At 70.2% G+C, this 21732-nt stretch carries 17 protein-coding genes and 1 pseudogene; 12 read left to right on the top strand and 6 right to left on the bottom strand.

Translation table 11 applies throughout. The annotated features are described in order from the left end of the window. Positions 1-157: 157 nt before the first annotated feature. The gene (locus FL311_RS15450) at positions 158-2203 is read left to right on the top strand and encodes a M3 family metallopeptidase (RefSeq protein WP_228556889.1); all 2046 of its coding nucleotides are present in this window, start codon (positions 158-160) and stop codon (positions 2201-2203) included. A gap of 112 nt (positions 2204-2315) precedes the next feature. Here FL311_RS15450 and FL311_RS15445 read toward each other — a convergent pair whose 3' ends face one another. Then, positions 2316-2594, bottom strand: coding sequence for a hypothetical protein (locus FL311_RS15445; RefSeq protein WP_046711478.1), 279 nt, complete (start codon positions 2592-2594; stop codon positions 2316-2318). Positions 2595-2879: 285 nt separating this feature from the next. Between FL311_RS15445 and FL311_RS15440 the strand changes: the two genes are divergently transcribed. From FL311_RS15440 to FL311_RS15425, 4 genes are all read left to right on the top strand, one after another. Next, positions 2880-3125: a hypothetical protein gene (locus FL311_RS15440; RefSeq protein WP_141325909.1), complete on the top strand. Its 246-nt coding sequence runs from the start codon at positions 2880-2882 to the stop codon at positions 3123-3125. 147 nt (positions 3126-3272) lie between these two features. Beyond that, on the top strand, positions 3273-3650 hold the full coding sequence (locus FL311_RS15435; protein WP_046711476.1) for a response regulator: 378 nt from the start codon (positions 3273-3275) through the stop codon (positions 3648-3650). 63 nt (positions 3651-3713) lie between these two features. After that, positions 3714-4532, top strand: a complete 819-nt coding sequence (locus FL311_RS15430; RefSeq protein ID WP_141325908.1) for an ABC transporter ATP-binding protein — start codon at positions 3714-3716, stop codon at positions 4530-4532. Beyond that, complete coding sequence (locus FL311_RS15425) at positions 4529-6184, top strand: hypothetical protein (RefSeq protein WP_141325907.1); 1656 nt, start codon at positions 4529-4531, stop codon at positions 6182-6184. Before FL311_RS15430 ends, FL311_RS15425 begins: the two co-directional genes overlap by 4 nt. A 313-nt stretch (positions 6185-6497) precedes the next feature. Here FL311_RS15425 and FL311_RS15420 read toward each other — a convergent pair whose 3' ends face one another. Beyond that, positions 6498-7739, bottom strand: coding sequence for a VWA domain-containing protein (locus tag FL311_RS15420; protein WP_141325906.1), 1242 nt, complete (start codon positions 7737-7739; stop codon positions 6498-6500). A 252-nt stretch (positions 7740-7991) separates the two neighbouring features. Here FL311_RS15420 and FL311_RS15415 point away from each other — a divergent pair, with 252 nt between their 5' ends. Further along, positions 7992-8696 carry a hypothetical protein gene (locus tag FL311_RS15415; RefSeq protein ID WP_141325905.1) on the top strand — a complete coding sequence of 235 codons (705 nt, stop codon included), beginning with the start codon at positions 7992-7994 and terminating at the stop codon, positions 8694-8696. A 99-nt stretch (positions 8697-8795) separates the two neighbouring features. On the opposite strand, the gene FL311_RS15410 is transcribed toward FL311_RS15415, so the two are convergent. Next, positions 8796-9491, bottom strand: a complete 696-nt coding sequence (locus FL311_RS15410) for a pirin family protein (protein WP_141325904.1) — start codon at positions 9489-9491, stop codon at positions 8796-8798. Positions 9492-9652: 161 nt separating this feature from the next. Continuing rightward, entirely contained in the window at positions 9653-10201 is a 549-nt protein-coding gene (locus tag FL311_RS15405; RefSeq protein ID WP_141325903.1) for a YceI family protein, read from the bottom strand. Between the two features lie 257 nt (positions 10202-10458). On the opposite strand from FL311_RS15405, the gene FL311_RS15400 reads away from it, so the two are divergent. The 6 genes from FL311_RS15400 (at position 10459) to FL311_RS15375 (ending at position 18066) form a co-directional block, all read left to right on the top strand. Next, positions 10459-10839, top strand: coding sequence for a peptide chain release factor-like protein (locus tag FL311_RS15400; RefSeq protein WP_141325902.1), 381 nt, complete (start codon positions 10459-10461; stop codon positions 10837-10839). Positions 10840-11048: 209 nt separating this feature from the next. Then, positions 11049-15293, top strand: a complete 4245-nt coding sequence (locus tag FL311_RS15395) for a hypothetical protein (protein ID WP_141325901.1) — start codon at positions 11049-11051, stop codon at positions 15291-15293. After that, the gene (locus FL311_RS15390) at positions 15290-15868 is read left to right on the top strand and encodes a type II secretion system protein (RefSeq protein WP_141325900.1); all 579 of its coding nucleotides are present in this window, start codon (positions 15290-15292) and stop codon (positions 15866-15868) included. Before FL311_RS15395 ends, FL311_RS15390 begins: the two co-directional genes overlap by 4 nt. Continuing rightward, on the top strand, positions 15865-16938 hold the full coding sequence (locus FL311_RS15385) for a PilW family protein (protein ID WP_141325899.1): 1074 nt from the start codon (positions 15865-15867) through the stop codon (positions 16936-16938). Before FL311_RS15390 ends, FL311_RS15385 begins: the two co-directional genes overlap by 4 nt. 14 nt (positions 16939-16952) lie before the next feature. Beyond that, on the top strand, positions 16953-17552 hold the full coding sequence (locus FL311_RS15380; RefSeq protein WP_141325898.1) for a hypothetical protein: 600 nt from the start codon (positions 16953-16955) through the stop codon (positions 17550-17552). 91 nt (positions 17553-17643) lie between these two features. Continuing rightward, entirely contained in the window at positions 17644-18066 is a 423-nt protein-coding gene (locus FL311_RS15375; protein ID WP_141325897.1) for an HD domain-containing protein, read from the top strand. A 104-nt stretch (positions 18067-18170) separates the two neighbouring features. Here the strand turns inward: FL311_RS15375 and acnA are convergent, their stop codons facing one another. Both acnA and FL311_RS15365 read right to left on the bottom strand, forming a co-directional pair. After that, positions 18171-20906: an aconitate hydratase AcnA gene (gene acnA, locus FL311_RS15370; protein WP_141325896.1), complete on the bottom strand. Its 2736-nt coding sequence runs from the start codon at positions 20904-20906 to the stop codon at positions 18171-18173. Positions 20907-21120: 214 nt separating this feature from the next. Next, positions 21121-21633 (bottom strand): annotated as a pseudogene (locus FL311_RS15365) (phospholipase D-like domain-containing protein); the annotation flags it as partial. Positions 21634-21732: the final 99 nt, after the last annotated feature.

Raw genomic sequence — 21732 nt, 5'->3', positions numbered from 1 at the left:
GCCCCTTTTCAGGCCCGAACGGGTTGGCCTCACGACTCCGCTTTCACTGAAATTTTGCAACAAACTGGACTCCCATCCGTCCTCTTTGCGAAAGCGGGTACGGGTTAGCCCCCAGGTGGCGCGCTCCGCTTCCACACTTGCCGGTTCGGGAGGGCCTTTGCGTTTCAGGTTCGTCATCGTCGTCACGCTGCTGCTGGCGGGCTGTACGGGCCCGTCCCGGCAGGGCCCTGTCCGCGCGGGCGACGCACGAGGCGCGCGGCTGGTGCCGGACGCGGGGCGGCTGCTGGCCGTGAGCCCCTCGCGGTTCATGGAGGCGTGTCGGCGCGACATCCAGGCGGCGCGCGCGGCGGTGGCGAAGCTGACGGCGCCGTCCACGCGAGCGGCGCCCGAGGTGGAGGTGCTCACCACGTACGACGACGCGATGGCGCTGCTGGATGACGTCGTGGGGCGCTCGGGCATCGGCGCCAACGTGCATCCGGACGCGGCCTTCCGCGCCGCCGCCGAGCGGTGTGAGCAGGCGGTGGAGCGGGTGCGCACGGACATCGCGCTGGACCGGCGCGTCTACGACGTGCTGTCGGGGCTGACGCTCGCGGGCCAGGACGCGGTGACGCGGCACTGGATGGCGCGGGTGCTGCGCGGCTTCAAGCGCGCGGGGGTGGACCGCGACGAGACGACGCGCGAGCGCGTGCGGCAGCTGCAGGAGGAGCTCATCCTGCTGGGCCAGGAGTTCAGCCGGCACATCCACGAGGACGTGCGGCACCTGGACGTGGCGCCCTCGGCGCTCGCGGGCCTGCCGGAGGACTACGTGCGCGCGCACCCGCCGGGCCCGGACGGACGGGTGAGGCTGCGCACGGACACGTCGGACCTGGGCCCCTTCATGACGTACGCGCGGGACACGGCCACGCGCGAGGCGCTGTGGCGGCTGGGCCGGCGCCGAGGCCACCCGCGCAACCTGGTGACGCTCGCGCGCATGCTCCAGGCACGCCACGCGCTGGCGACGCTTTTGGGCTACCCGACGTGGGCGGCGTACGCGGCCGAGGACAAGATGGTGAAGCGCCAGGACGTGGCGGCGGACTTCATCGAGTCACTCTCCACCACCGTCACCGGGCGCGTGCGCGAGGAGTACGACGCGCTGCTCGAAAGGAAGCGCCGCGACGAGCCCGAGGCCACCCGCGTGGAGCCCTGGGAGCAGGCCTTCCTGGAGGACCGGGTGCGCGCCGAGCGCTTCCGCTTCGACTCGCGCGAGCTGCGGCCCTACTTCGAATACACGCGCGTGAAAGAGGGCGTGCTGGACCTCACCGCGCGCCTCTTCGGGCTCACCTACCAACGCGTGGTCGACGCGCCCGTGTGGCACCCGGACGTGGAGGTCTACGACGTCCTCGAGGGCCCCGTGCGCCTGGGCCGTTTCTACCTGGACATGCACCCGCGCCCGGGCAAGTACACCCACGCGGCGCAGTGGGACCTGGCCGTGGGCCGCGCGGGCAAGGCGCTGCCCGAGGGCGTGCTCACGTGCAACTTCCCCCGCCCCGGCGCGCGCCCGGCGCTCTTGCAGCACTCCGAGGTGCGCACCTTCTTCCACGAGTTCGGCCACCTGTTGCACCACCTGTTGGGCGGCCGCACGCGCTGGGCGGGGCTGTCCGGCACGCGCACGGAGGTGGACTTCGTGGAGGCGCCCGCCCAGGTGCTGGAGGAGTGGGCCTGGAGCGTGGAGACGCTGCGACGCTTCGCCCGGCACATCGACACGGGCGCGCCGCTGCCCGAGGACCTCATCACGCGCATGCGCCGCGCGGACTCCTTCGGCAAGGGGCTGTGGGTGCGCCAGCAGCTCTTCTACGCCGCGGTCAGCCTCCACCTGCACGACGGCGACCCCGCCGGCCGCGACTCCACCGCGCGCGTGCTGGCGCTCCAGGAGCGCTACCTGCCCTTCCGCGCCGTGGACGGCACCTACGCCCACCTGGCCTTCACCCAGCTCGACGGGGACTACTCGGCGCTCTACTACACGTACCTCTGGTCGCTCGTCATCGCGCGGGATTTGCTCACCCCGTTCGAGGCGCACGGGCTGATGGACGTGGAGACGGCCCGCCGCTATCGCGACAAGGTGCTGGCGCCCGGGGGCTCCGAGGACGCCGCGGACCTGGTGCGCGACTTCCTGGGACGGGGCTACGACTTCGGGGCCTACTCGCGTTGGCTGGAGGGCCGCTGACGCGTCACGCCGGCGGCTGTAAATTCAAAGGGCCCCGCGATGTGAATCGCGAGGCCCCTTGTGTTGTGAATCCGTCAAACCGGCTCCGCCGCGCTCACGAGGAGCGTGGGAGTCAGTGCACCGCGGGTGCGGACGGAGCCACTTCGGGCTGGAGGGTGATGGCCTGCGCCTCCGGATCCAACCGGACCTGCACGGGCACGCCCTGGTAGCGGTACTGGGCCAGCGAGTCCGCCGCCCCGTCGAGCAGGAGCTGGTAGCGCTCCTCCAGCTCCACCGCGATGAGCAACATGGTCTCACCCGCGTCCGCCACGCCCGGGCGGTACACCTGGCACCGCTGGAACCGCGCCCAGCGACCGTTCTGCATCTTCACCAGCTCGCCGTCGTAAGCCATGCGCAGCTCCTTTGCGTCCAATGCGACGTGGGCAATGTAGGGATCAATTAACTTCCTGTCATCCCCCCTCTTGAAAATTCGTTAAGCGCCTTTGATATCCGTGGGTTACGCGACAGTCAGGGGGGGCGGGCGAGCGAGGTCCGCGGTGACTGCTCAAAAATGTAAATTTGCTGGGCCGTCAATCCGGTTAAGGGGCCTGGCGGCGCCCGGTCTGGAGGCCCGCGCGGCGCCCGGGCCCCGTGGGGGCGGTGGCGCGGGGCGTCGGGGTCTCCTAGATTTGGAGGAATGAGGTTGCCAGGGCTGTTCCGCAAGGAGCGAACCACCATCAAGAACGCCGATGCCCAGGACCACGCCGAGAAGTTGTTGGCGGAGTCCTTGAGGCTCTTGAGCCAGGTGTGCACCAAGGTCGCGGACGCCATCGAGTCCCAGCGACTGTCTCGCCAGGGCTACGCGCACAACACGTACCTGCGCCGCACGGACACCGCCCAGGCGCCCGGCGACGCGGACGTGACGAAGAAGACGCACGAGTGACGCGGGTCCCGAGGATGGCTGTATCCCGAGGGTGGTTGGCTGTTGAAAAGTCGCGTGCCCCCTTCCGGAATCCCGCAGCCGTTCCCATCTTGCGGCCCATAGAATCCCGCGGTTAGAGACGCCGCAGCTCCCCTCTGAGGCCCTGCCATGTCCCACATCCTGGTCGTCGATGACGACGCGAGTCACCGCACGCTCATCTGCGATGCCCTCGAGGAGATGGGTTACCAAACCGCCCAGGCCGCCAATGGCCGGGAGGCGTTGGATCATCTCGAGGGCGACATGCCCGCCGCCGTGCTGCTGGACCTGCGAATGCCGGTGATGAGCGGCTGGGGGTTGCTCGACGCGCTGAAGAAGATGCCGCGCGCTCGGGGACTGCCCATCATCATCATCTCGGGCTACGGCTTCGAGTGGGAGGCGGAGCTGGTGGGCGCCGCCGGCTACATCTCCAAGCCGGTGGACCTGGACAAGGTCCGCCAGACGGTGCAGCAGATCGTCGGCATGCCGGAGATGACGTTCGTGCACTGACGCCTCCGGGCCCCGGGTGGGGTTGTCGGCGGGGTGCCGGCTCGGGTGAGATGGCGCCACTTCATGACGCCCTCCTCTTCCGATGAACTGGCCGTCGACGCGCGCGGACTCGTCAAGCGCTTCGGTTCCTTCACCGCGCTCAACGGCCTGGACCTCCAGATTCCGAAGGGGGCCTTCTACGCGTACCTGGGCCCCAACGGCGCGGGCAAGTCCACCAGCATCGCGCTCCTGACGGGCGTGTATGGCCCCGACGCGGGCAGCATCCGCATGCTGGGCGTGGACGCGGTGCACAAGCCCATGGAGGTCAAGCGCCGGGTGGGCGTGGTGCCCGAGGAGCTGAGCCTCTTCGAGCGGCTCACCGGCCGGCAGTACCTGACGTTCTGCGCGCGCATGTACGGCCTGGACGGCGACGAGGCGGCCTCGCGCGCGGCGGAGCTGCTGGAGCTGACGGAGCTGACGTACAAGGCGGGCGCGCTCGTCGCCGAGTACTCCAAGGGCATGCGGCGCAGGCTCGCCATCGCCGCGGCGTTGATCCACGCGCCGGAGCTGGTGCTGCTCGACGAGCCCTTCGAGGGCATCGACGTGCTGGCCGCGGGCGTCATCCGGGAGCTGTTGCGCGAGCTGTCGCGTCGCGGGGTGACGCTGCTGCTCACCACACACGTGCTGGAGATCGCGGAGCGGCTGGCCACGCACGCGGGCATCATCCAGGGCGGGCGGATGCTGGACCAGGGGACGGTGTCGTCGCTGCTCGGACGCTACGACTGTCCCTCGTTGGAGGCGGTGTTCGAGAAGCTCATCGCGGTGCCGGCCTCGCGCAACGCGCGCCTGTCCTTCTACGGTGAGGCGCCCGCGCCCGTCGTCGCGCTGCGGGAGCCGGCATGAGCCGCCCCGCCGTCCCGGGCTTCTTCCGGCACCTCTTGTTGTTGTGGGGGCTGCGCTTCGACATCGGGCTGAACCAGGGGCCGGGCAAGAGCCGGCTCCTGGCGGTGGGCGCGTTCCTCGCGTCCAGCGCGCCGGGTGTGTTCTTCGGCCTGTTCTTCTTCGGGCTGATGCGGCTGGGCCCGGTGGCCCGGAGCGACGTGTGGCCGTACTTCATCCTCAACCTGCTGTGCTTCGTCACCTTCTCCGTCTGGGTGACGTGGCCGCTGTTGTCCGCGGGCGTGGATGACCACTCGGAGCTGAGCCGGTACGCGGCCTTCCCCATCTCGCCGTTCCGGCTGCTCATCGCCTCCACGGTGGCCAGCCTCTTCGAGCCGCGCGCGCTGGTGTTCTACGCGCCGCTCACCGGCGCGGCGCTGGGCTTCGCGTCGGTCAACCGGCTGTGGGCGCCGTGGCTCGCGGTGGTGCTGTACGCCTTGTTCGCGCTCCTGTGCGCCGCGTGGAGCCGGGTGGCGCTGTACGCCGTCATCAACGTGCTGCGCGAGAAGCGCAGCGCGGAGATCATGGGTGGCGGCCTGCTGGCCTTCCTGGTGGCCGCGTCGTTCATCCCGCCCATCGACACGTCGTGGCTGACGGCGGTGGGCACCGAGGGCGTGGACGCGCTGGACATGAGCCTCATCATCAACGCGGCGGTGGCGCTGGGCCGCGTGCCGCCGGGCTTCTTCGGGGACGGGCTGGGGCAGCTCGCGTGGTTCCGCCCGCGCGTGGCGATGGCGGAGGCGGTGGGCCTGTTGTTCTTCGCCGCGCTGGGCATGGGCGTGGCGTACGCGCTGCTCATGCGCTTCCACCGGCAGGCGGGGCGCGCGGGGCCGCAGTCGAAGGACTCGCAGGATGGGAACCCGTTCGCGCGCACGCGCACGCGCTTCTCCACGCTGGTGACGCGCGAGGCGCTGGACCTGTGGAGAAACCCGCGCGCGAGGCTGCTCGCGTCGGTGCCCTTCATCCTGGCCATCCTGCTGAAGCTGCTGTCCGGGCGGGACCTGTTCGTGTTCCTGCTGGGGGCTTCCGCGGACACGTGGTTGATGGGCGGCTTGTGCATCTATGGCGCGGTGGTGATTGCGTCCACGTTCTCGCAGAACACATTCGCCTATGACGGGCAGGGCTTCGCGGCGTTCCTCGCGGCGCCGCTGAACCTGGCGGAGGTGCTGCACGCGAAGAACCGGGTGCAGGCGGCGGCCGCGCTCGGGATGGCGGTGCTGGTGGCGCTGTTCTACCGGGTGTACTTCGGCTTCGGCACGTGGGTGGACATCGCGTGCGCGCTCGCCGCGGTGGTGGGCGTGCTCCCCATCCTGCTGGCCGCGGGCAACTTCCTGTCGCTGTACTTCCCGGTGAAGTTCCACGCGAACCTCAAGCGGCGCGACAAGGTGCCCCTGACGGCGTCGATGCTCGGCATCATCGCGGCCAGCATCGGGTGCATGCCCTTCGGCTGGACGCTGAAGCTCGCCGGCAAGGACGGGCCCACCTGGCAGTCCGCGATGATGATCGCGCTGTGCGCGGGGCTCTACCTGGCCATCTACCGGGCCTCGCTCCCGCTGGCGCTGCGCCTCTTGGACCGGCGGCGCGAGGCCATCCTCCAGGCGGTGACGCGCGAGTAGCTCGTCGCGCCGACGAGCCCCGCGCCGCGACGCGAGCAGACTCCACGCAAGGAGCGGCTCCTTCTCCGGACGCATCGCACCGGGCGGCGTCGCGAGCAGCGGCCTTGCGAGGGGCAGCCCGTCTCGTGCGGCACCACATCAAGTAGCGTCGCCACGCCGCGCCGACACGCATGCGACTCTGGCGCCGGAGCCCCCCGCTCCGGCCGCCCAGAGACTCAGTACGTCACGCCGTGCCGCGCGGCCTGCGCCTTGACGCCCTTCATCACATTGGCGTCGAAGGCGTCCTCCTTCTCGGGGCGGCCGCCCAGCGACCTCAGTACGTCACGCCGTGCCGCGCGGCCTGCGCCTTGACGCCCTTCATCACGTTGGCGTCGAAGGCGTCCTCCTTCTCGGAGCGGTTCTTCGCGAGCCACGCCTCGCGCTCCGCGGCCAGCTTGGAGGCCTTCGCCTCCAGCACCTTCTTCTCCTCGCCCAGCTGCTTCACCTTCGCCGCGCGCGCCTTGTCATCCAGGCCCTTGAGTTCATCGGGCAGCTCGTCGGCGCTCACCCGAGCGAGCGCCCCCGGCGCGACCACCAGGTCCACCGCGCCATCCACCGCGACGGGCGCGCTGCTCGGAGCGGCGGCGCCGGACGAGCCCTTGTCCGCCGTCTTGCGCATGTAGCTGATGCGCTCCGACGCGGCCTCCGGCGCCAGCTCCGCCATCGCCTTGGCCCGCTCCTTGTTCTTCGCCTGGACCGCCGCCTTGCCGGTGTAGAGCGTCTTGGAGGCCAGCTCCGAATTCACCTTCGCCAGCTCCGCGTCATAGGGCGTGGTCACCGCCACCATGCCGCCGGACTGGTCGATGGAGTCGTAGGTGCCGTCCGTCAGCTTCGCCACGAACTTCCACGACTTCTGCGTCTCGGCATCCAGGCCGCACCGCACCGTGTTCACCACGATGTGCTTGTCGCGCGCCCGCTGCGCCCAGTGCTTGAAGTCCCAGTCGTCGTTGCGCGCCGCTGGAGGCGCGTCCCCCACCAGGAAGATGGCCTTCATCACCGTGCGGTCCTGGCTCCACGACAGCTTCGACACCGCCTCACCCAACCCGCGCCCCACGTGCTCGGGCGTGTCTCCTCCACCGCCCGCCTGGAAGCGGCGCAGGTTCGCGAACACCGTGTCCAGGTCGTCGCTCAGGTCGAAGCGCTTCGTCACGTAGTCATCGCCGACGTCCCGGTACGCCACCAGGCCGACCTTCAGGTGCGGCGTGGGCCGCCCCTGCGCGATGCGCGAGGCGATGGAGTAGATCTTCTGCTTGGCCCCTTCCAACAGGCCGCTCATCGAGCCCGTCGTGTCCAGCACGAACACCACCTCGATTTCGGGCCGGGCCGCCTTCACCTCGACCTTGTCCTGGACCTTGGGGGCCACGACGTCCTGGACCTTGGGAGCCACGTCGCCCTGCGGCAAAGCAGGCGTGGAGACCGCGGCCCTCGGCAACGACTCGGCCAGCGCGGAGGTGGAGGACAGGGTGAGGGCGAGCGCGGCCGACAGCACGGCCCGCGACAGGGACGGAAGGTCCATGGCGAACTCCAGGGAAAGGGTCTGCGTGGAAAAAGGGGTGGCCGCGCGCGCGTTCCCCTCCATCAACGGACCAGCCCGTCCAAAGGTCTACGCCCCCCACATTTCTCCGAGGAATGCCCCTGAATCCCGGACGTTGGGATGTCCTGCTTCCTTCACGCCGCCGATGTCGCTCCGCGCACGCTGTCCACCCGGGCGGCTTGCTCCACGGGGGCGGCGGTTTCATGCTGAGCCGTTCCCGGGAGAACCACGCCCATGATGCCCGTCCTCCGCCGAAGCCTCTTCCTCCTCGGCTGTCTGCTCGTCGCCTCGTGCAACAGCAACTCGCCCTACTACCGGCTCCAGTTCACCATGCCCTGGGCCGTGAGCCTCGAGCCCGGCCAGTCCACCCAGTTCGAGGTGACGCTCAACCGCGTGGGCGACCAGCCCGGGGAGCTCCGCGTGAACATGGAGTCCGCGCCCGAGGGCATCACCATGACGCCCGAAATCATCGTCCCCGAGGGCGAGGGCATCACCACCCAGATGGTCACCGTCAGCGTCGCGCAGGACATCGCCGTCACCGGCGCCCAGCGCACGCTGCTGCTGGCGAACGACTCCGGCAAGGACCTGGTCTCCGGCGCCGAGCTCTACGTCGTGGTCCTCCCGACCACCACCAGCCAGCCCGACTTCTCCATCGCCCTCGCGCAGCGGCAGCTCACCCTGTTCGTCGGACAGTCGGAGCTCACGCCCGTGCAGCTCACGCGCGCCGAGGGCTTCACCGGCCCGCTGACGCTCACCCTGGAGTCCGACTCGCGGCGCATCACCGCCCAGCCCGTCGTCGTCCCCGGTGACCAGGCGTCCGCCAACATCCTCATCGCCACCACGACGAGCGTCGCCCGCCTCCCCGTGGCCGTCACCGTGGTCGCCACCGCCGAGGACGGGCGCACGGCCAGGACCAGCCTCACGCTCGACATGCGCTGAAAGCCCCCAGGACGCACGAGGGCCGGGGAGCAGGGACCTTCATCCAGGTCCTCGCCACCCGGCCCGGGTGCGACTCGCGAACGCCCGGCGCTCGCGCGCTCAGGCCATGTCGAACAGCAGCGCCTCCACCGGCGTCTCGGCGGTGAGCACCAGCTTGTCCTCGGACGACACCGCCACGCCGTCACCCGCCTTCACCTTCACGCCGTTCAGCGTGCCCGAGCCCCGCGCCACCTGCACCCAGGCGTGACGCCCCGGTGAAAGCACGTACTCGGCGGACTCGCCCTTGCCCAGCAGCGTGCCGTGCAGCAGCAGGTCCTGGTGCACCGTCAGCGAGCCCTCCCGCCCGTCCGGCGACGCCACCACCCGGAAGCGGCCCTGACGCTCCTTCGCGTCGAACGCCTTCTGCTCGTAGCCCGGCTTCAGGCCCTTCTCGTTCGGGAGGATCCAGATCTGCAGCATGTGCAGCGGCTCGGCGAAGTTGTTCATCTCGCTGTGCACCACGCCCGTCCCCGCGCTCATCCGCTGCACCTCACCCGGCTGGATGACCGCCTGGGTGCCCATGCTGTCGCGGTGCTCCACCTTCCCGCCCAGCACGTAGGTGATGATCTCCATGTCCCGGTGCGGGTGCATGCCGAACCCGCGCTGCGGCGCCACGGTGTCCTCGTTGATGACCCTCAACGTGCGGAACCCCATGAAGTCCGCGTCGTAGTAGTCCGCGAACGAGAACGTGTGATGCGTGTCCAGCCAGCCGTGGTTGGCATGGCCCCTCTCCTCTGCATTCCGGACGTAGATCATCGCCTGCCTCCCTTTCCCTTCGAGTTGCAACTCAGATGCATCAACCTGCCCCCGCGTTGCGGGGCGCGACAGGAGCCCGCCACCCACCAGGCCCGAGGCTCCGACCAACAGCCCGCCCGTCACGGACCTGCGGGACAGCGGGCGCCCCGCCGCATGCCACTTCACGCCGCCTGCTCCGCCGCCACCGCCACCGCCTGCACGTCCAGGGTGATATCGACACGCTCACCCACCAGGAGCCCGCCTGCCTCCAGCGCCTGGTTCCACGAGAGCCCGAACTCCTTGCGCTCGATGCTGGTGCTCGCCTGGAAGGCCAGTCGCTCGTTGCCCCACGGGTCCTTCACCTTCCCCAGGAACTCCGTGTCCAGCGTCACCTCGCGCGTGACGTCGCGAATCGTCAGGTCGCCCACCACGCGGTAGTGCCCCTTGCCCGCGTCCTGCACGCGCTTGCTGCGGAAGATGAGCTTGGGGAACGCCGCCGCGTCGAAGAAGTCCGGCGAGCGCAGGTGGTTGTCGCGCTGCTCCACGCCCGTGTCGATGCTCGCCGCTTCAATCTTCACCTCCGCCGAGCCCTGCGACAGGTCGTCTCCGCTCACCACCACCTTCCCCTCGAACTTCGTGAACCGGCCGTGCACCTTCGCCACCACCATGTGGCGAACCATGAAGCCGACCGTCGTGTGCGCCGCGTCCAACTGCCAGGTCTTGAGGGCCATGTCCGTGTCTCCTTGGGTTACCGCGTCTGACCACCCATGGAGCAACCACCGGGCCAACCCGTAACCCACTGGAATCACTTCGAACACAGCACCCCGAAGGCTCCGGGCCTCTCAAAACGATACAATCACCCTCTCACCCCGAGAGCCTGTCCGGCTGCCTGGAGGGCGGGGGCGCCCCGGGGGGGAGCGGTGGCACGATGGCGCCGAGTCAGTCGGTGCAAGACCCCAGCGTCGAGGGCTACCTTTCGAGAGACGCCATGACCACCACGACCTCACCCACCCGCCGACAAGCCGCGCGAGACGCCCTCGCGCTCGACGACGAGGCCCTGCTGAAGACGTGCGAGGTGGACTACTTCATCGCCTCCGGTCCCGGCGGGCAGCACCGCAACACCACCGCCAGCGGCGTGCGCCTCACACACGCGGCCACCGAGCTGTCCGTCTCCGCCACCGAGCGGCGCAGCCAGACGCAGAACAAGGGCGTGGCCCTGGAGCGACTGCGCGAGGGCCTGAAAGCGCTCACCGTCGTCCCCAAGGTGCGCCGCCCCACGCGCCCCTCCGCCGGTGCGAAGCGACGCAGACTCGAAGGAAAGAAGCGCACGTCGGAGAAGAAGTCCCTGCGCGGCAAGGGCGACTGGTAGCTCGGGATTCCCGGGCGCCTGGCTACGCAAGCCGTTGCGGAGTCGCAAAGTTTTCATAGCCGTTCGTCCCCCGAGCATTCGGGGCTGAAGAGAAGTTTCCAGCGCCCTACTGGGAGCAAGCGGGCGTCGGAGCCGGGCACAGGGTGTGCAGTCGGGTGGCCAGGCTGACCCTGTCCCGGGTCGGCTCACCCCCCCGGTGGGAGCACCCCATGAGCCCTCGGCCCCCCTCCTTGCTGCTGCGTCGCGCGCTGGTCGCGATATGCGTCCTGCTGGCGCTCCCCGCGTCCGCGGCGGACCTCGTCACCTTCAGTCGCGGCTCGCTCATCATCCCCGAGAACGCGACCTTCCAGCAGGGCTGCGGCTCGCTGTCCGCGTACGGTCTGGTGTGGCGAATCCTCCAGGCGAACCAGCCGGGCGGCTTCAACGCCAACAACCCGGTGACGGTGTATCTGGCCATCAACGACCAGAAGACGTCCCCCAACCGGTGCGTGCCCACCAACCGTCACACCGCGCCGGCGCCCGCCAATGACGACCGGTGGAACGACGGCTGCGACTTCACCATCACCAACACCAAGGAGAACGAGCAGCCCGTGGTGCCGGTGAACTACGGGGTCCCCTTCCCCGCGAGCGGCGTCTATCCCAACGCCGCCATCGAGAACTTCACCACCACCGCGACCCAGGCCCGGCCCTACTTCACCGCGGTGACGCTGAACCACACCGTCGCCAACCCGCGCTTCACCACCGCGCGCTACTCGGGCGGCGCCTTCATCATCGCCGCCGAGGACGCGAAGAACGCCATCGACTTCATCCGCTCGGGCTCCGGTGATTTGTCCCCGGAGAAGTTCCGCACCACCTGCGCCCGGGGCTGCGCCACCTTCACCAACAACAGCGGCTGCCACCACGTGCGCATGCACCAGGCCACCATCGAGTTCACCGCGCCGGTGGCCCGCCGCATCAACCGCGTCCCGCCCAAGATCGCCCTGCTGGACCTGTCGGACGGCTTCAACAGCAGCGGGGACCCGCTGGTGAAGGGCGGCATGCTGGACGACTACCTGCGCAACGCCGGCCTGGACTTCCCGGGCGCGGGCGGCTGCCCCGAGGGCACGACGTCCGGCTGCACGCTCAACGGCAAGAAGCCCGGCCTCATCTACGACGCGCTCCACGCCAACGCGGACCTGGTCTCCACCGCGACCTTCAAGAACGGCCTGCTCAACGCGGTGGACCCCGTCACCAAGAAGCCCCGCTACAAGGTGTTCTGGGCGCCCCACTGGGAAATCGGGAACATCACCCGCCGCGAGTACGTGCCCAACGGCGACGGCGCCACCACCCAGCGCGAGAACGCCCTCAACAACGTGGAGTACTTCACCAACCAGCGCGGCAACGGCCTGTTCGCCGAGTGCGCGAGCATCTGGTCCTACGAGGCGACGCTCAAGCCGGACCGCACGCCCGTGCTCTCCTCGCGTTTCCAGGCCGAGTCCGGCTTTCAAATCAACCAGCTCAGCGGCGGCAGGAGCTGGGACGGCCGCAACTGCACGGACCCGGACTACATGGCGCAGGCGGAGCGCAACCGCGGCCAGTGCGTCATCTACCCCAACGCCGGGGACCCGTTCTCCCAGATGGGAGACTTCCGCTTCAACAACGTGGTGGGCCACACGGAGAACTACCGCGCGACGTACAAGGACGGCGTGCGGCGGCTCGCGGTGAGCTGGTACGGCCACAAGGACGAGCACGTCTACGACAACGCCACCCACGTCGGCCAGGACGCCCGGCGCGGTCACGACTTCTTCACCTTCAACCAGAAGGACAACGACCCGAAGAAGGCGACCATCGTCTACCTCGCCGGGCACGACTTCAAGGCGAGCGTCCCCGGCACGCGCATCGTGCTCAACACGCTGCTCAACCTGGGCTCGGAGCCCTTGAGCAACGAGCGCGCCCTCTCCGCGCCCGTGGCCTTCGAGGACCCCAACGGCAGCGACGGCGACGGCTCGCGCGCGCTGGTGATGGCGGCCACGTACGACGCGGTGAGGGGCTACCCGCCCGGCGCGGACACGTTCCTGCCGACGCAGGGCTCCCACTGGGTGTTCCCCTACTACCCGGGCCACCTGCGCGCCCACTCGCTCATCGGCGGCAACGCGCTCGCCACCGGCGAGAGCGCGCTGGACGAGGCCACGCTGTGGGACGCGGACACCGTCATGCCCCACCCGCGCGAGCGCAACCTGTTCACCTACTTCGGCGGCCAGGTGAAGCAGAACCCGTCCCTGGGCACCGGCCTGCGCGCGCCGCGCGGCGTGCTCCAGGTGGGCTGGAAGCCGCAGAACGTGGCCGGCACCGCCATCAACGCCAACTACGGCTCGGGCCCCAACCCCCACTGCGTGGACGTGCTCAAGCTGGGCGAGGTCAAGAACCCCGACGGCACCTCGCGCTTCGACTTCGTCACCACGCCCACCGGCGACGGCGTGTGTGATTTGCAGCAGGCGGTGCAGTTCACCGAGCAGCTCGCGGGCACCGACTTCGGCCAGAGCACCGCCGCCGTCAACAAGACCAAGCTGGCCAACGACTTCAACGCGGTGGCGCAGATGCTCCAGCGCGTGCGCGGCTTCTGCTACGCCACCTCCACCGGCAACGACGGCTCGGGCAGCCCCCTGCTCGAGCCCTCCGACAGCCAGTGCAACAACGAGGACGCGGAGAACCGCGCGCGCCTGGGCGGCTTCGTGCACTCCTCGCCCGCGGTGGTGAAGCCCAGCGGGTACATCCCGGACAAGGTCGCGCCCCGGCCCACCGTCGCGTACGCCGCGGGCCTGGACGGCCAGCTCCACGCCTTCTACGTGTCCGGCGGCGCGCGCTACGCGGGCCCCGCGGAGAACCTGTCCTTCCCCAACGTCAGCCCCGCGGACACGGCCTTCCCCAAGAACTGGAGCGCCAGCTTCCAGAGCGGCTCCACGCCCCCGCCGGGCACGGAGCTGTGGAGCTTCCTGCCGGCCACCCAGCTGCCGTGGCTGCGCAGCAACGCGGCGGCCGTCAACAGCGCGCCGGTGGTGCTGGACGTCTTCGCGGACTTCGTGGGCAGCGGCAAGCGCGAGTGGCACACGGTGCTGGTGGCCAACGCGGGCCAGAAGGGGCGGGACCTGTTCGCGCTCGACATCACCAACCCGCTCAGGCCCGTGCTGCTGTGGCACCTGGTGGGCAGCCACTTCCAGGCGGGCAGCTTCCCTCCGCACGCGCCGGTGGAGCTGGCGGACCGCGACACGGGCGGCACCCAGTGGGCGTGGAAGTGGCGCGAGGAGACGGCCCACTTCGTCATGGCGCCCCTGGACGACCCGGGCCGCCACCCGACGGGCCTCTACAACTACACGGAGATGGGCGGCACCCGGGGCCTGTCGGTGGGCGTGGTGCGCCAGGGCCTGGAGCCCACGTACACCGTCTTCGTCGGCGCCAGCAGCTCCGGCGCGCAGGGCTCGCCCACCTTCGGCATGCAGGTGTTCGCCATCGACATCGCCACCGGCCAGAAGCTGTGGCAGTGGGAGCGCGGCTACACCCAGGCCTGGGTGGACAACACGCCGCCCCACGCGCCCACCGTCCTGACGGACACCGGCGGCGCGGCGCGCGTGTACACCGGCGACATGGAGGGCAAGCTGTGGGAGCTGGACGGCGCCACCGGGCAGAACGTCAACGTGGCGCGCGCCAACCCGCCGTGCGCCACGCCCTGCAAGTTCACCGGGCTGGACGCGCAGTCCGTCACCGGTGACCGCCGGCCGCTCTCCACCAACGTGGCGCTGGCGCGCCTGCCCCAGAACATCACCGCGGGCAGCGCCCTGAAGAACTACGAGGGCGAGCTGGTGGCCCTGGTGGGCACGGGCGGCGTGGACTGGGTGCCGGCCGACGACGCGGGCCAGCTGCACCTGGCGCTGCTGGGCACCTCGCGCCGGCTGCCGCTGGGCACCTCGGGCCTCAAACTGGACGGCACCAACATCAGCGCCTCGGAAGCCAAGGGGCTGGCCACCCAGCAGGGCATCCTCCAGGAGCCCACGCCCTTCCCGCTGACGTTCGGCGCTCCGCAGCACGTGTACGGCACCATCACCGTCGCGGGGCGCACCGCGTACTTCTCCACCGCGAACGGGAAGATCGGCTCCGACCTGATGTCCGTCGAGGGCAACATCAGCGGCAAGACATGGGCGCTGGACCTGGGCAACACGGCGACGTCGGGGACGGGGGCCGTCAGCAGCCTGTCCTCCATGACGGTGGCCAACTTCGGCGGCGTGGCGGTGTTCCAGCAGGGCAGCGGCGCGTCGTCCCAGAGCCACGTCATCGGCCTGGGCGTGAGCAAGATTGCCCGCCACACGGTGAACGACCCGGCGGGGGCGAACACCCCCGAGGCGAAGGAGCAGATGCGCGTCAACGGCCAGAACGGCTTCGTCTTCCGGCTGCTCAACTGGAGCCAGAGGTTCTTCGAATGAGCTCGCAACGTCTCGCCGCGCGCCGCGGCGCAAGTCTCGTCGAGGTGCTCGTGTCCATGGGCGTGCTGGCCCTGGCCGCCGCGGGCGCGGTGGGAGGCATGGTGTTCGCCTCCCGCGACGTCCATGACGGGCAGCTCTTGCAGGCCAAGCGGATGATGCTCGACGCCAGCATGCAGCGGCTGCGGCTGGCCTCGAAGTCGAAGCTCCTCGTCGACGCGGTGGAGCGCCCCGCCACCTTCCCCACGGAGCTGGCCCCGGGCGCGGCGCCGTGGAAGGCGGACGTGAGCACGCACGTGCCGGGGGACCCCTCCTCCGGCGCCTACTTCAAGCTGTCCGCCGACGGCACGGTGGAGCCCCTGGCGGGCATCCCCGCCGGCACGCCGTGCAACGCCCCCGCGCTGCCGGACGGCACGTACTGCCGGGAGATGCTGGTGACGAAGGGGCTGCCCAGGGAGCCCGCCGTCCCCGGAGTCCTCCCCCCGGGCGCCCAGCCGGTGACGGTCTGGGCCCGCATCGTGCGCAAGGGCGACACGGCCGCCCGCGCGCAGGCGCACAGCGAGGTGTTCGTCCAATGAAGACGCGAGGCATGACGCTGCTGGAGACGATGGTGGCGCTGGCGCTCACCAGCATCATCATCGCGGCCGCCGCGGCGCTGATGGTGGCCGGCAGCCGCGTGGTCCACAACACGGAGCACACGACGGACAGCCACGACTCGGCGCGCCTGGCGGGCGAGGCCATCATGAGCCTGGTGCGGCAGGCGGGCGCGGGCGCGCCCAACGGCATCTGGGTGCGCCGCAACGGCGTCCCGGTGCGCACCAGTGCCTTCTTCGGACGCGACGGCACCACCGGCGCGGGCACCTCCGGCAACGTCACCACGGCCGACGGCAGCGACGACCTGTGGCTGGTCGTGCCGGACCGCGACTACCTGGGCGAGCCCTGCGTCACCCCGGGCGCCGCCGTGTCCGTGGTGCGCCCCGGCACCGGCGAGCTGGAGGTCAACTGCACCCAGAGCCTCAAGGCCCCGCAGCTCCACCTGGTCAGCAACATGACGTCCGCGGCGCTCATCTCCGAGCTGAACATCGTCCCGTCCACGCCGGGCGTGCCGGGCCGGGTGAACTACGCCGAGTCCGGCACGCCGGGCTTCTCCAACGCCCCGGAGAAGGGCGGCTTCCAGAAGGGGGATTTGGTGTACCCGGTGCGGCTGGTGCACTTCTTCATCGGCCCGCATCCGGTCTCCAGGCGCCCGTCGCTCCTGCGCACCGAGGGCCGGCTGGTGGCGGACGCGCTGGGCCGCCCCTTCTCCGACATGGCCGGGGCGACGCCCTTCGTCGTGCAGGAGAACGTGGAGGACTTCCAGGTGGCCTTCGGGTTCGACACCACGGGCATGGATGACCCGGCGCAGTACACCTGGAGGCACGGCCAGGGCGCCGACCATCAGGCGGGCCTGCGCACGCTGCGCATCAGCGTGGTGGCCACCGGCCGCAACCCGCGCCGCAACAGCCAGAGCTCCGCGGTGCTGGCGGACGACAAGCCCGTCACCGTGGAGAACAACGTCCGGGCGCCCACGGTGGCCGCGGACGGCTACTACCGCAGCCTCTTCACCCGTCGCATGGAGCTGCCCAACCTGGCGGCCGCGAACCTGTGAGCCCGACCATGCCCATGCGCCCTTCCCCCTCCCCTCGCGGGGCCACGCTGCTCGTGGTGGTCCTGCTCGTCACCGTGCTCCTGGGCCTGGTGGCCAGCCTGATGATGTACGCGGGCGGCGAGCGCATCCGCGCCGTGGCCAGCAGCCGCGCCAGCCAGCGCCAGAGCTGCGCGGACAGCGGCCTGCAGCTCGCGCGCAGCTACTTCGGGCGCAACTACCCCAGCTGGAACACCTACCTGTCCCAGCCGGCCGTCTATGACCCGGTGCGCTCCAGCTTCAACCCGAACCCGGCCAACCCCGCCGACCCGACGCTGCGCTCCAACCACCCGGAGCTCTTCGCGGACGTGGACGGCGACGGCAAGCCCGACGTCTACATCTACATCCGCGACAACGAGGACGAGTTCGCGCCCCTGACGGTCGACTGGCGGCGGGACAACGACCAGGTGGCGCTGGTGGGCGCCATCTGCATCTCCGAGACGCTGCGCCCCCGCCGCGCGGACGGCGCCCAGACGCCCACCCAGCTCGCGCTCGAGGGTCTGCTCAGCTACAACGGCGGAGGCGGCACCAACTGCGCCCAGGGCACCGCGGGCTCGGGCTCCGGCAACTGCAACTGACGACGCGTCGCGCGAGGGGGCCCACCCACGCGCGACGCCCCCGGCCTCCCGCGGCGACATCCTGGGCCTCCCGTCACGGAGGACACCTGGAATGCGCACGCTCGAAGACGCGATTGCCCTCGCGGTGGAGGCCCACCGCGGGCAGCGGGACAAGGCCGGACAGCCCTACATCCTGCACCCGCTGCGGCTGATGCTGAAGCTGGAGACGGAGGAGGAGCGCACCGTCGCCATCCTCCACGACGTGGTGGAGGACACGCCCTGGACGATTGAGCGCCTGCGCGAGCAGGGCTATGCGGAGCCCGTCCTGCGCGCGCTGGAGGGCCTCACCCGCCGCCAGGAGGAATCCTACGAGGCCTTCATCGAGCGGCTGCGTCCGGACCCGCTGGCGCGCCGGGTGAAGCTGGCGGACCTGGAGGACAACATGGACGTGCGCCGGCTCACCCAGGTGACGGCGAAGGACCTGGACCGGCTGGCGCGCTACCGCGCCGCCTGGGCCCGCCTGAAGCAGCTCTGAAGACACCACGGCCCGGAGCGCCGCAGCGGGCACTCCGGGCCGTCGTGTGAGCCGGCACCCCGCCGAGGAAAGCGGGACCCGTCTCGTCTTCGTCTTTCCCGGCGCTACGCCTTCGCCAGCTGGCGCAGGACGTACTGCAGGATGCCGCCGTGGCGGTAGTAGTCGAGCTCGTTGGGCGTGTCGATGCGGCACACCACCGTGAAGCTCTTCTCGCCGCCCTCGCCCGTGGCCTTCACGGTGAGCTTCTTCTGCGGCGCCAGGTCCTGCGCGACTCCGGTGATTTCGAACGTCTCGTGGCCGGTGAGGCCGAGCGACTGCGCGTCCTGGCCCGCCTCGAACTGCAGGGGCAGCACGCCCATGCCGACGAGGTTGGAGCGGTGGATGCGCTCGAAGCTCTTGGCGATGACGGCCTTCACGCCGAGCAGCTGCGTGCCCTTGGCGGCCCAGTCACGGCTGGAGCCCGTGCCGTACTCGGCGCCGGCCAGCACCACCAGCGGCGTGCCGTCCGCCTGGTACTTCATGGACGCGTCGTAGATGCTCATCCGCTCGCGGGTGGGGATGTGGACGGTGACGCCACCCTCCACGCCGGGCACCAGCAGGTTCTTCAGGCGGATGTTGGCGAAGGTGCCACGCACCATCACCTCGTGGTTGCCGCGGCGCGCGCCGTAGGAGTTGAAGTCCTTGGGCTCCACGCCCTCGGCCATGAGGTACTTGGCCGCCGGGCTCGTCTTGGCGATGTTGCCCGCGGGCGAGATGTGGTCCGTCGTCACGGAGTCACCCAGGAGCGCCAGCACGCGCGCGCCCTTGATGTCCTGCGTGGCCTTGGGCTCCTTCGGCAGGTTCTCGAAGAAGGGCGGCTTGCGCACGTAGGTGGACTTCTCATCCCACTGGAACGTGGAGCCCTTGCCCACGGGCAGCTGCTGCCAGAGCGCGTCGCCCTCCATGGCGTTGGCGTACTGGCTGCGGAACTGCTCGGGCTTCACCGACGCGCGGATGACCGCCTTGATTTCGTCGTTGGTGGGCCAGATGTCCTTGAGGAACACCTCGCGGCCGTTCGGGTCCGTGCCCAAGGGCTGCGTGTCCAAATCCAACCCCACCTCGCCCGCCAGCGCGTACGCCACCACGAGCGGGGGGCTCGCCAGGTAGTTCATGCGCACGTGCGGGTTGATGCGGCCCTCGAAGTTGCGGTTGCCGGAGAGCACCGCGGCCACCACGAGGTCGCCCTCGACGACGGCGTTGGCGACGGGCTCCGTCAGCGGACCCGAGTTGCCGATGCAGGTGGTGCAGCCGTAACCCACCACGTGGAAGCCCACGGCCTCCAGGTACGGCAGCAGGCCGGAGTCACGCAGGTACTCGGTGACGACGCGGCTGCCCGGCGCCAGGCTGGTCTTCACCCAGGGCTTGGGGTTGAGGCCCCGCTCCACGGCCTTCTTGGCCAGGATGCCCGCGCCCACCAGCACCGCCGGGTTGGACGTGTTGGTGCAGGACGTAATCGACGCGATGACCACCGCGCCGTGGCCCAGCTGGTAGCTCTGACGGCCCTGCTTCACGGTGACGCTCTGGGCCAGCCGCTCCGCGGGGACCTCGGCCGCGGGGGCCGCCTTGCCCTTGCCGCCGCCCTCGTCATCCTCGCCCTTGCTCTTGCCGGCGGAGAGCATCTCCACGAGCGACTTCTCGTAGCCGGACTTCATGTCCTTGAGGGGCACGCGGTCCTGCGGGCGCTTGGGGCCGGCGAGGCTGGGCACCACGGTGGACAGGTCCAGCTCCAGCGTGTCGCTGAAGACGGGGTCCTTCGCGTCGGCCGTCAGCCACAGGCCCTGCTCCTTCGCGTACGCCTCCGTGAGGGCCACGACGGCCTCGGGGCGGCCGGTGAAGCGCAGGTAGTTGAGGCTCTCCTCGTCCACCGGGAAGAAGCCGATGGTGGCGCCGTACTCGGGCGCCATGTTGGCGATGGTCGCGCGGTCCGGCAGGGACAGGCCCTTGAGGCCGCTGCCGTAGAACTCCACGAACTTGCCGACCACACCCTTCTTGCGGAGCATCTGCGTGACGGTGAGGACCAGGTCCGTCGCAGTGGCGCCCGCGGGCAGCTGGCCGGTGAGCTTGAAGCCCACCACCTGGGGGATGAGCATGGTGATGGGCTGGCCGAGCAGCGCGGCCTCCGCCTCGATGCCGCCCACGCCCCAGCCCACCACGCCCAGGCCGTTGATCATCGTGGTGTGGCTGTCGGTGCCCACCAGCGTGTCCGGGTACACGGTGCTGCCCTGGCGGAACGTCACCTGCGCCAGGAACTCCAGGTTCACCTGGTGGCAGATGCCGATGTCCGGCGGGACGACGCCAAAGCCCTTGAACGCGCTCTGGCCCCAGCGCAGGAACGCGTAGCGCTCGCGGTTGCGCTCGAACTCCAGCTCCGCGTTCTCCTTGAAGGCCGCCGTCGTCGCGAAGGAGTCGATCTGCACCGAGTGGTCGATGACCAGGTCGGCGGGGTTGCGCGGGTTGATCTTCGACGGGTCGCCGCCCATGGAGGCGAGCGCCTCACGCATGGCGGCCAGGTCCACGACGGCGGGGACGCCGGTGAAGTCCTGCAGCAGCACGCGCGCGGGGTGGAAGGAGATCTCCACGTCCGGGGTGGCCTTGGGGTCCCACGCGAGCATCTTCTCCACGTGCTCGCGCTTGACGACGCGCCCGTCCTCGTTGCGCAGCAGGTTCTCCAGCAGCACCTTCAGCGAGAAGGGCAGGCGGTCCACCGACGGGTGGGCCTTGGCCAGCTTGCTCAGGCTGAAGTAGTCATAGGTGGCCGAGCCCACCTGGAGCTTGGACTTCGTGCCGAAACTGTCGGTCATGTGCGGTGCCCTTCCGTGCGCAGGATGTGGGGACTTCTAGGCTCGCCTTTGACGCGTTGCAAAGGGTTCCTGCACACGCATCCGGCGATGGACGGTTGACCCAGCAAGGGTCCAGCCCCGCTCATCGGAACCATGCGTCCCGCTGGGGGAATGTCGTCCGCGACACCTCTTGCGCCACGGCGGGGCAGCCCCAGGACAACCCCGGGGACACCCCTCAGAGCACCTTGCGCAGGGCGTACAGGGCGCGCTCCAGCAGCTTGCGCCACAGGGGCCGGCGGCGGAACTCCGCCAGCGTCACCTCGCGGCAGTCGCCGCAGTCCGTCCGGAAGGACTCCTCCAGCTGCCGGCCCAGGCGCGGGTCGGCGAAGACGGCGTTGACCTCGTGGTTGAAGGCCAGGCTCAGCCGCTCCAGGTTGAACGAGCCCAGGGTGCCCCAGGCCCCGTCCACGACGGCCGTCTTGGCGTGGAGCACGCCGCGCTGCCACTCGAAGATGCGCACGCCCGCGCCCAGCAGCTTCTCGTAGAAGGCGCGGGTGACGAACTCGAGGAGGGGGTGGTCCGAGCGGGCGTTGAGCAAGAGGCTCACCTCCACGCCCCGCCGGGCCGCGTCGCGCAGCGCGGCGACCAGCCGCCGGTCCGGCACGAAGTAGGCCGCGGCGATGAGCACGCTCTTGCGCGAGCGCTGGATGGCGTGCAGGTACGCCCGGTGGATGCTGCGGCGGCTGGACCGCGAACGTCGTCCTGGACGTTTCAACCCACGCTCCTCGCGGTCACGAGGAGCGACTCCTAGGGGTTTGCAGCAGAAGGCGCCTGCACCGGTTTCAAC

Source organism: Myxococcus sp. AB025B (assembly GCF_006518215.1).
Classification (GTDB): Bacteria; Myxococcota; Myxococcia; order Myxococcales; family Myxococcaceae; genus Myxococcus; species Myxococcus fulvus.
Note: the sequence above shows the minus strand (reverse complement) of the source record. Positions and strands in the feature narration are given on the sequence as shown.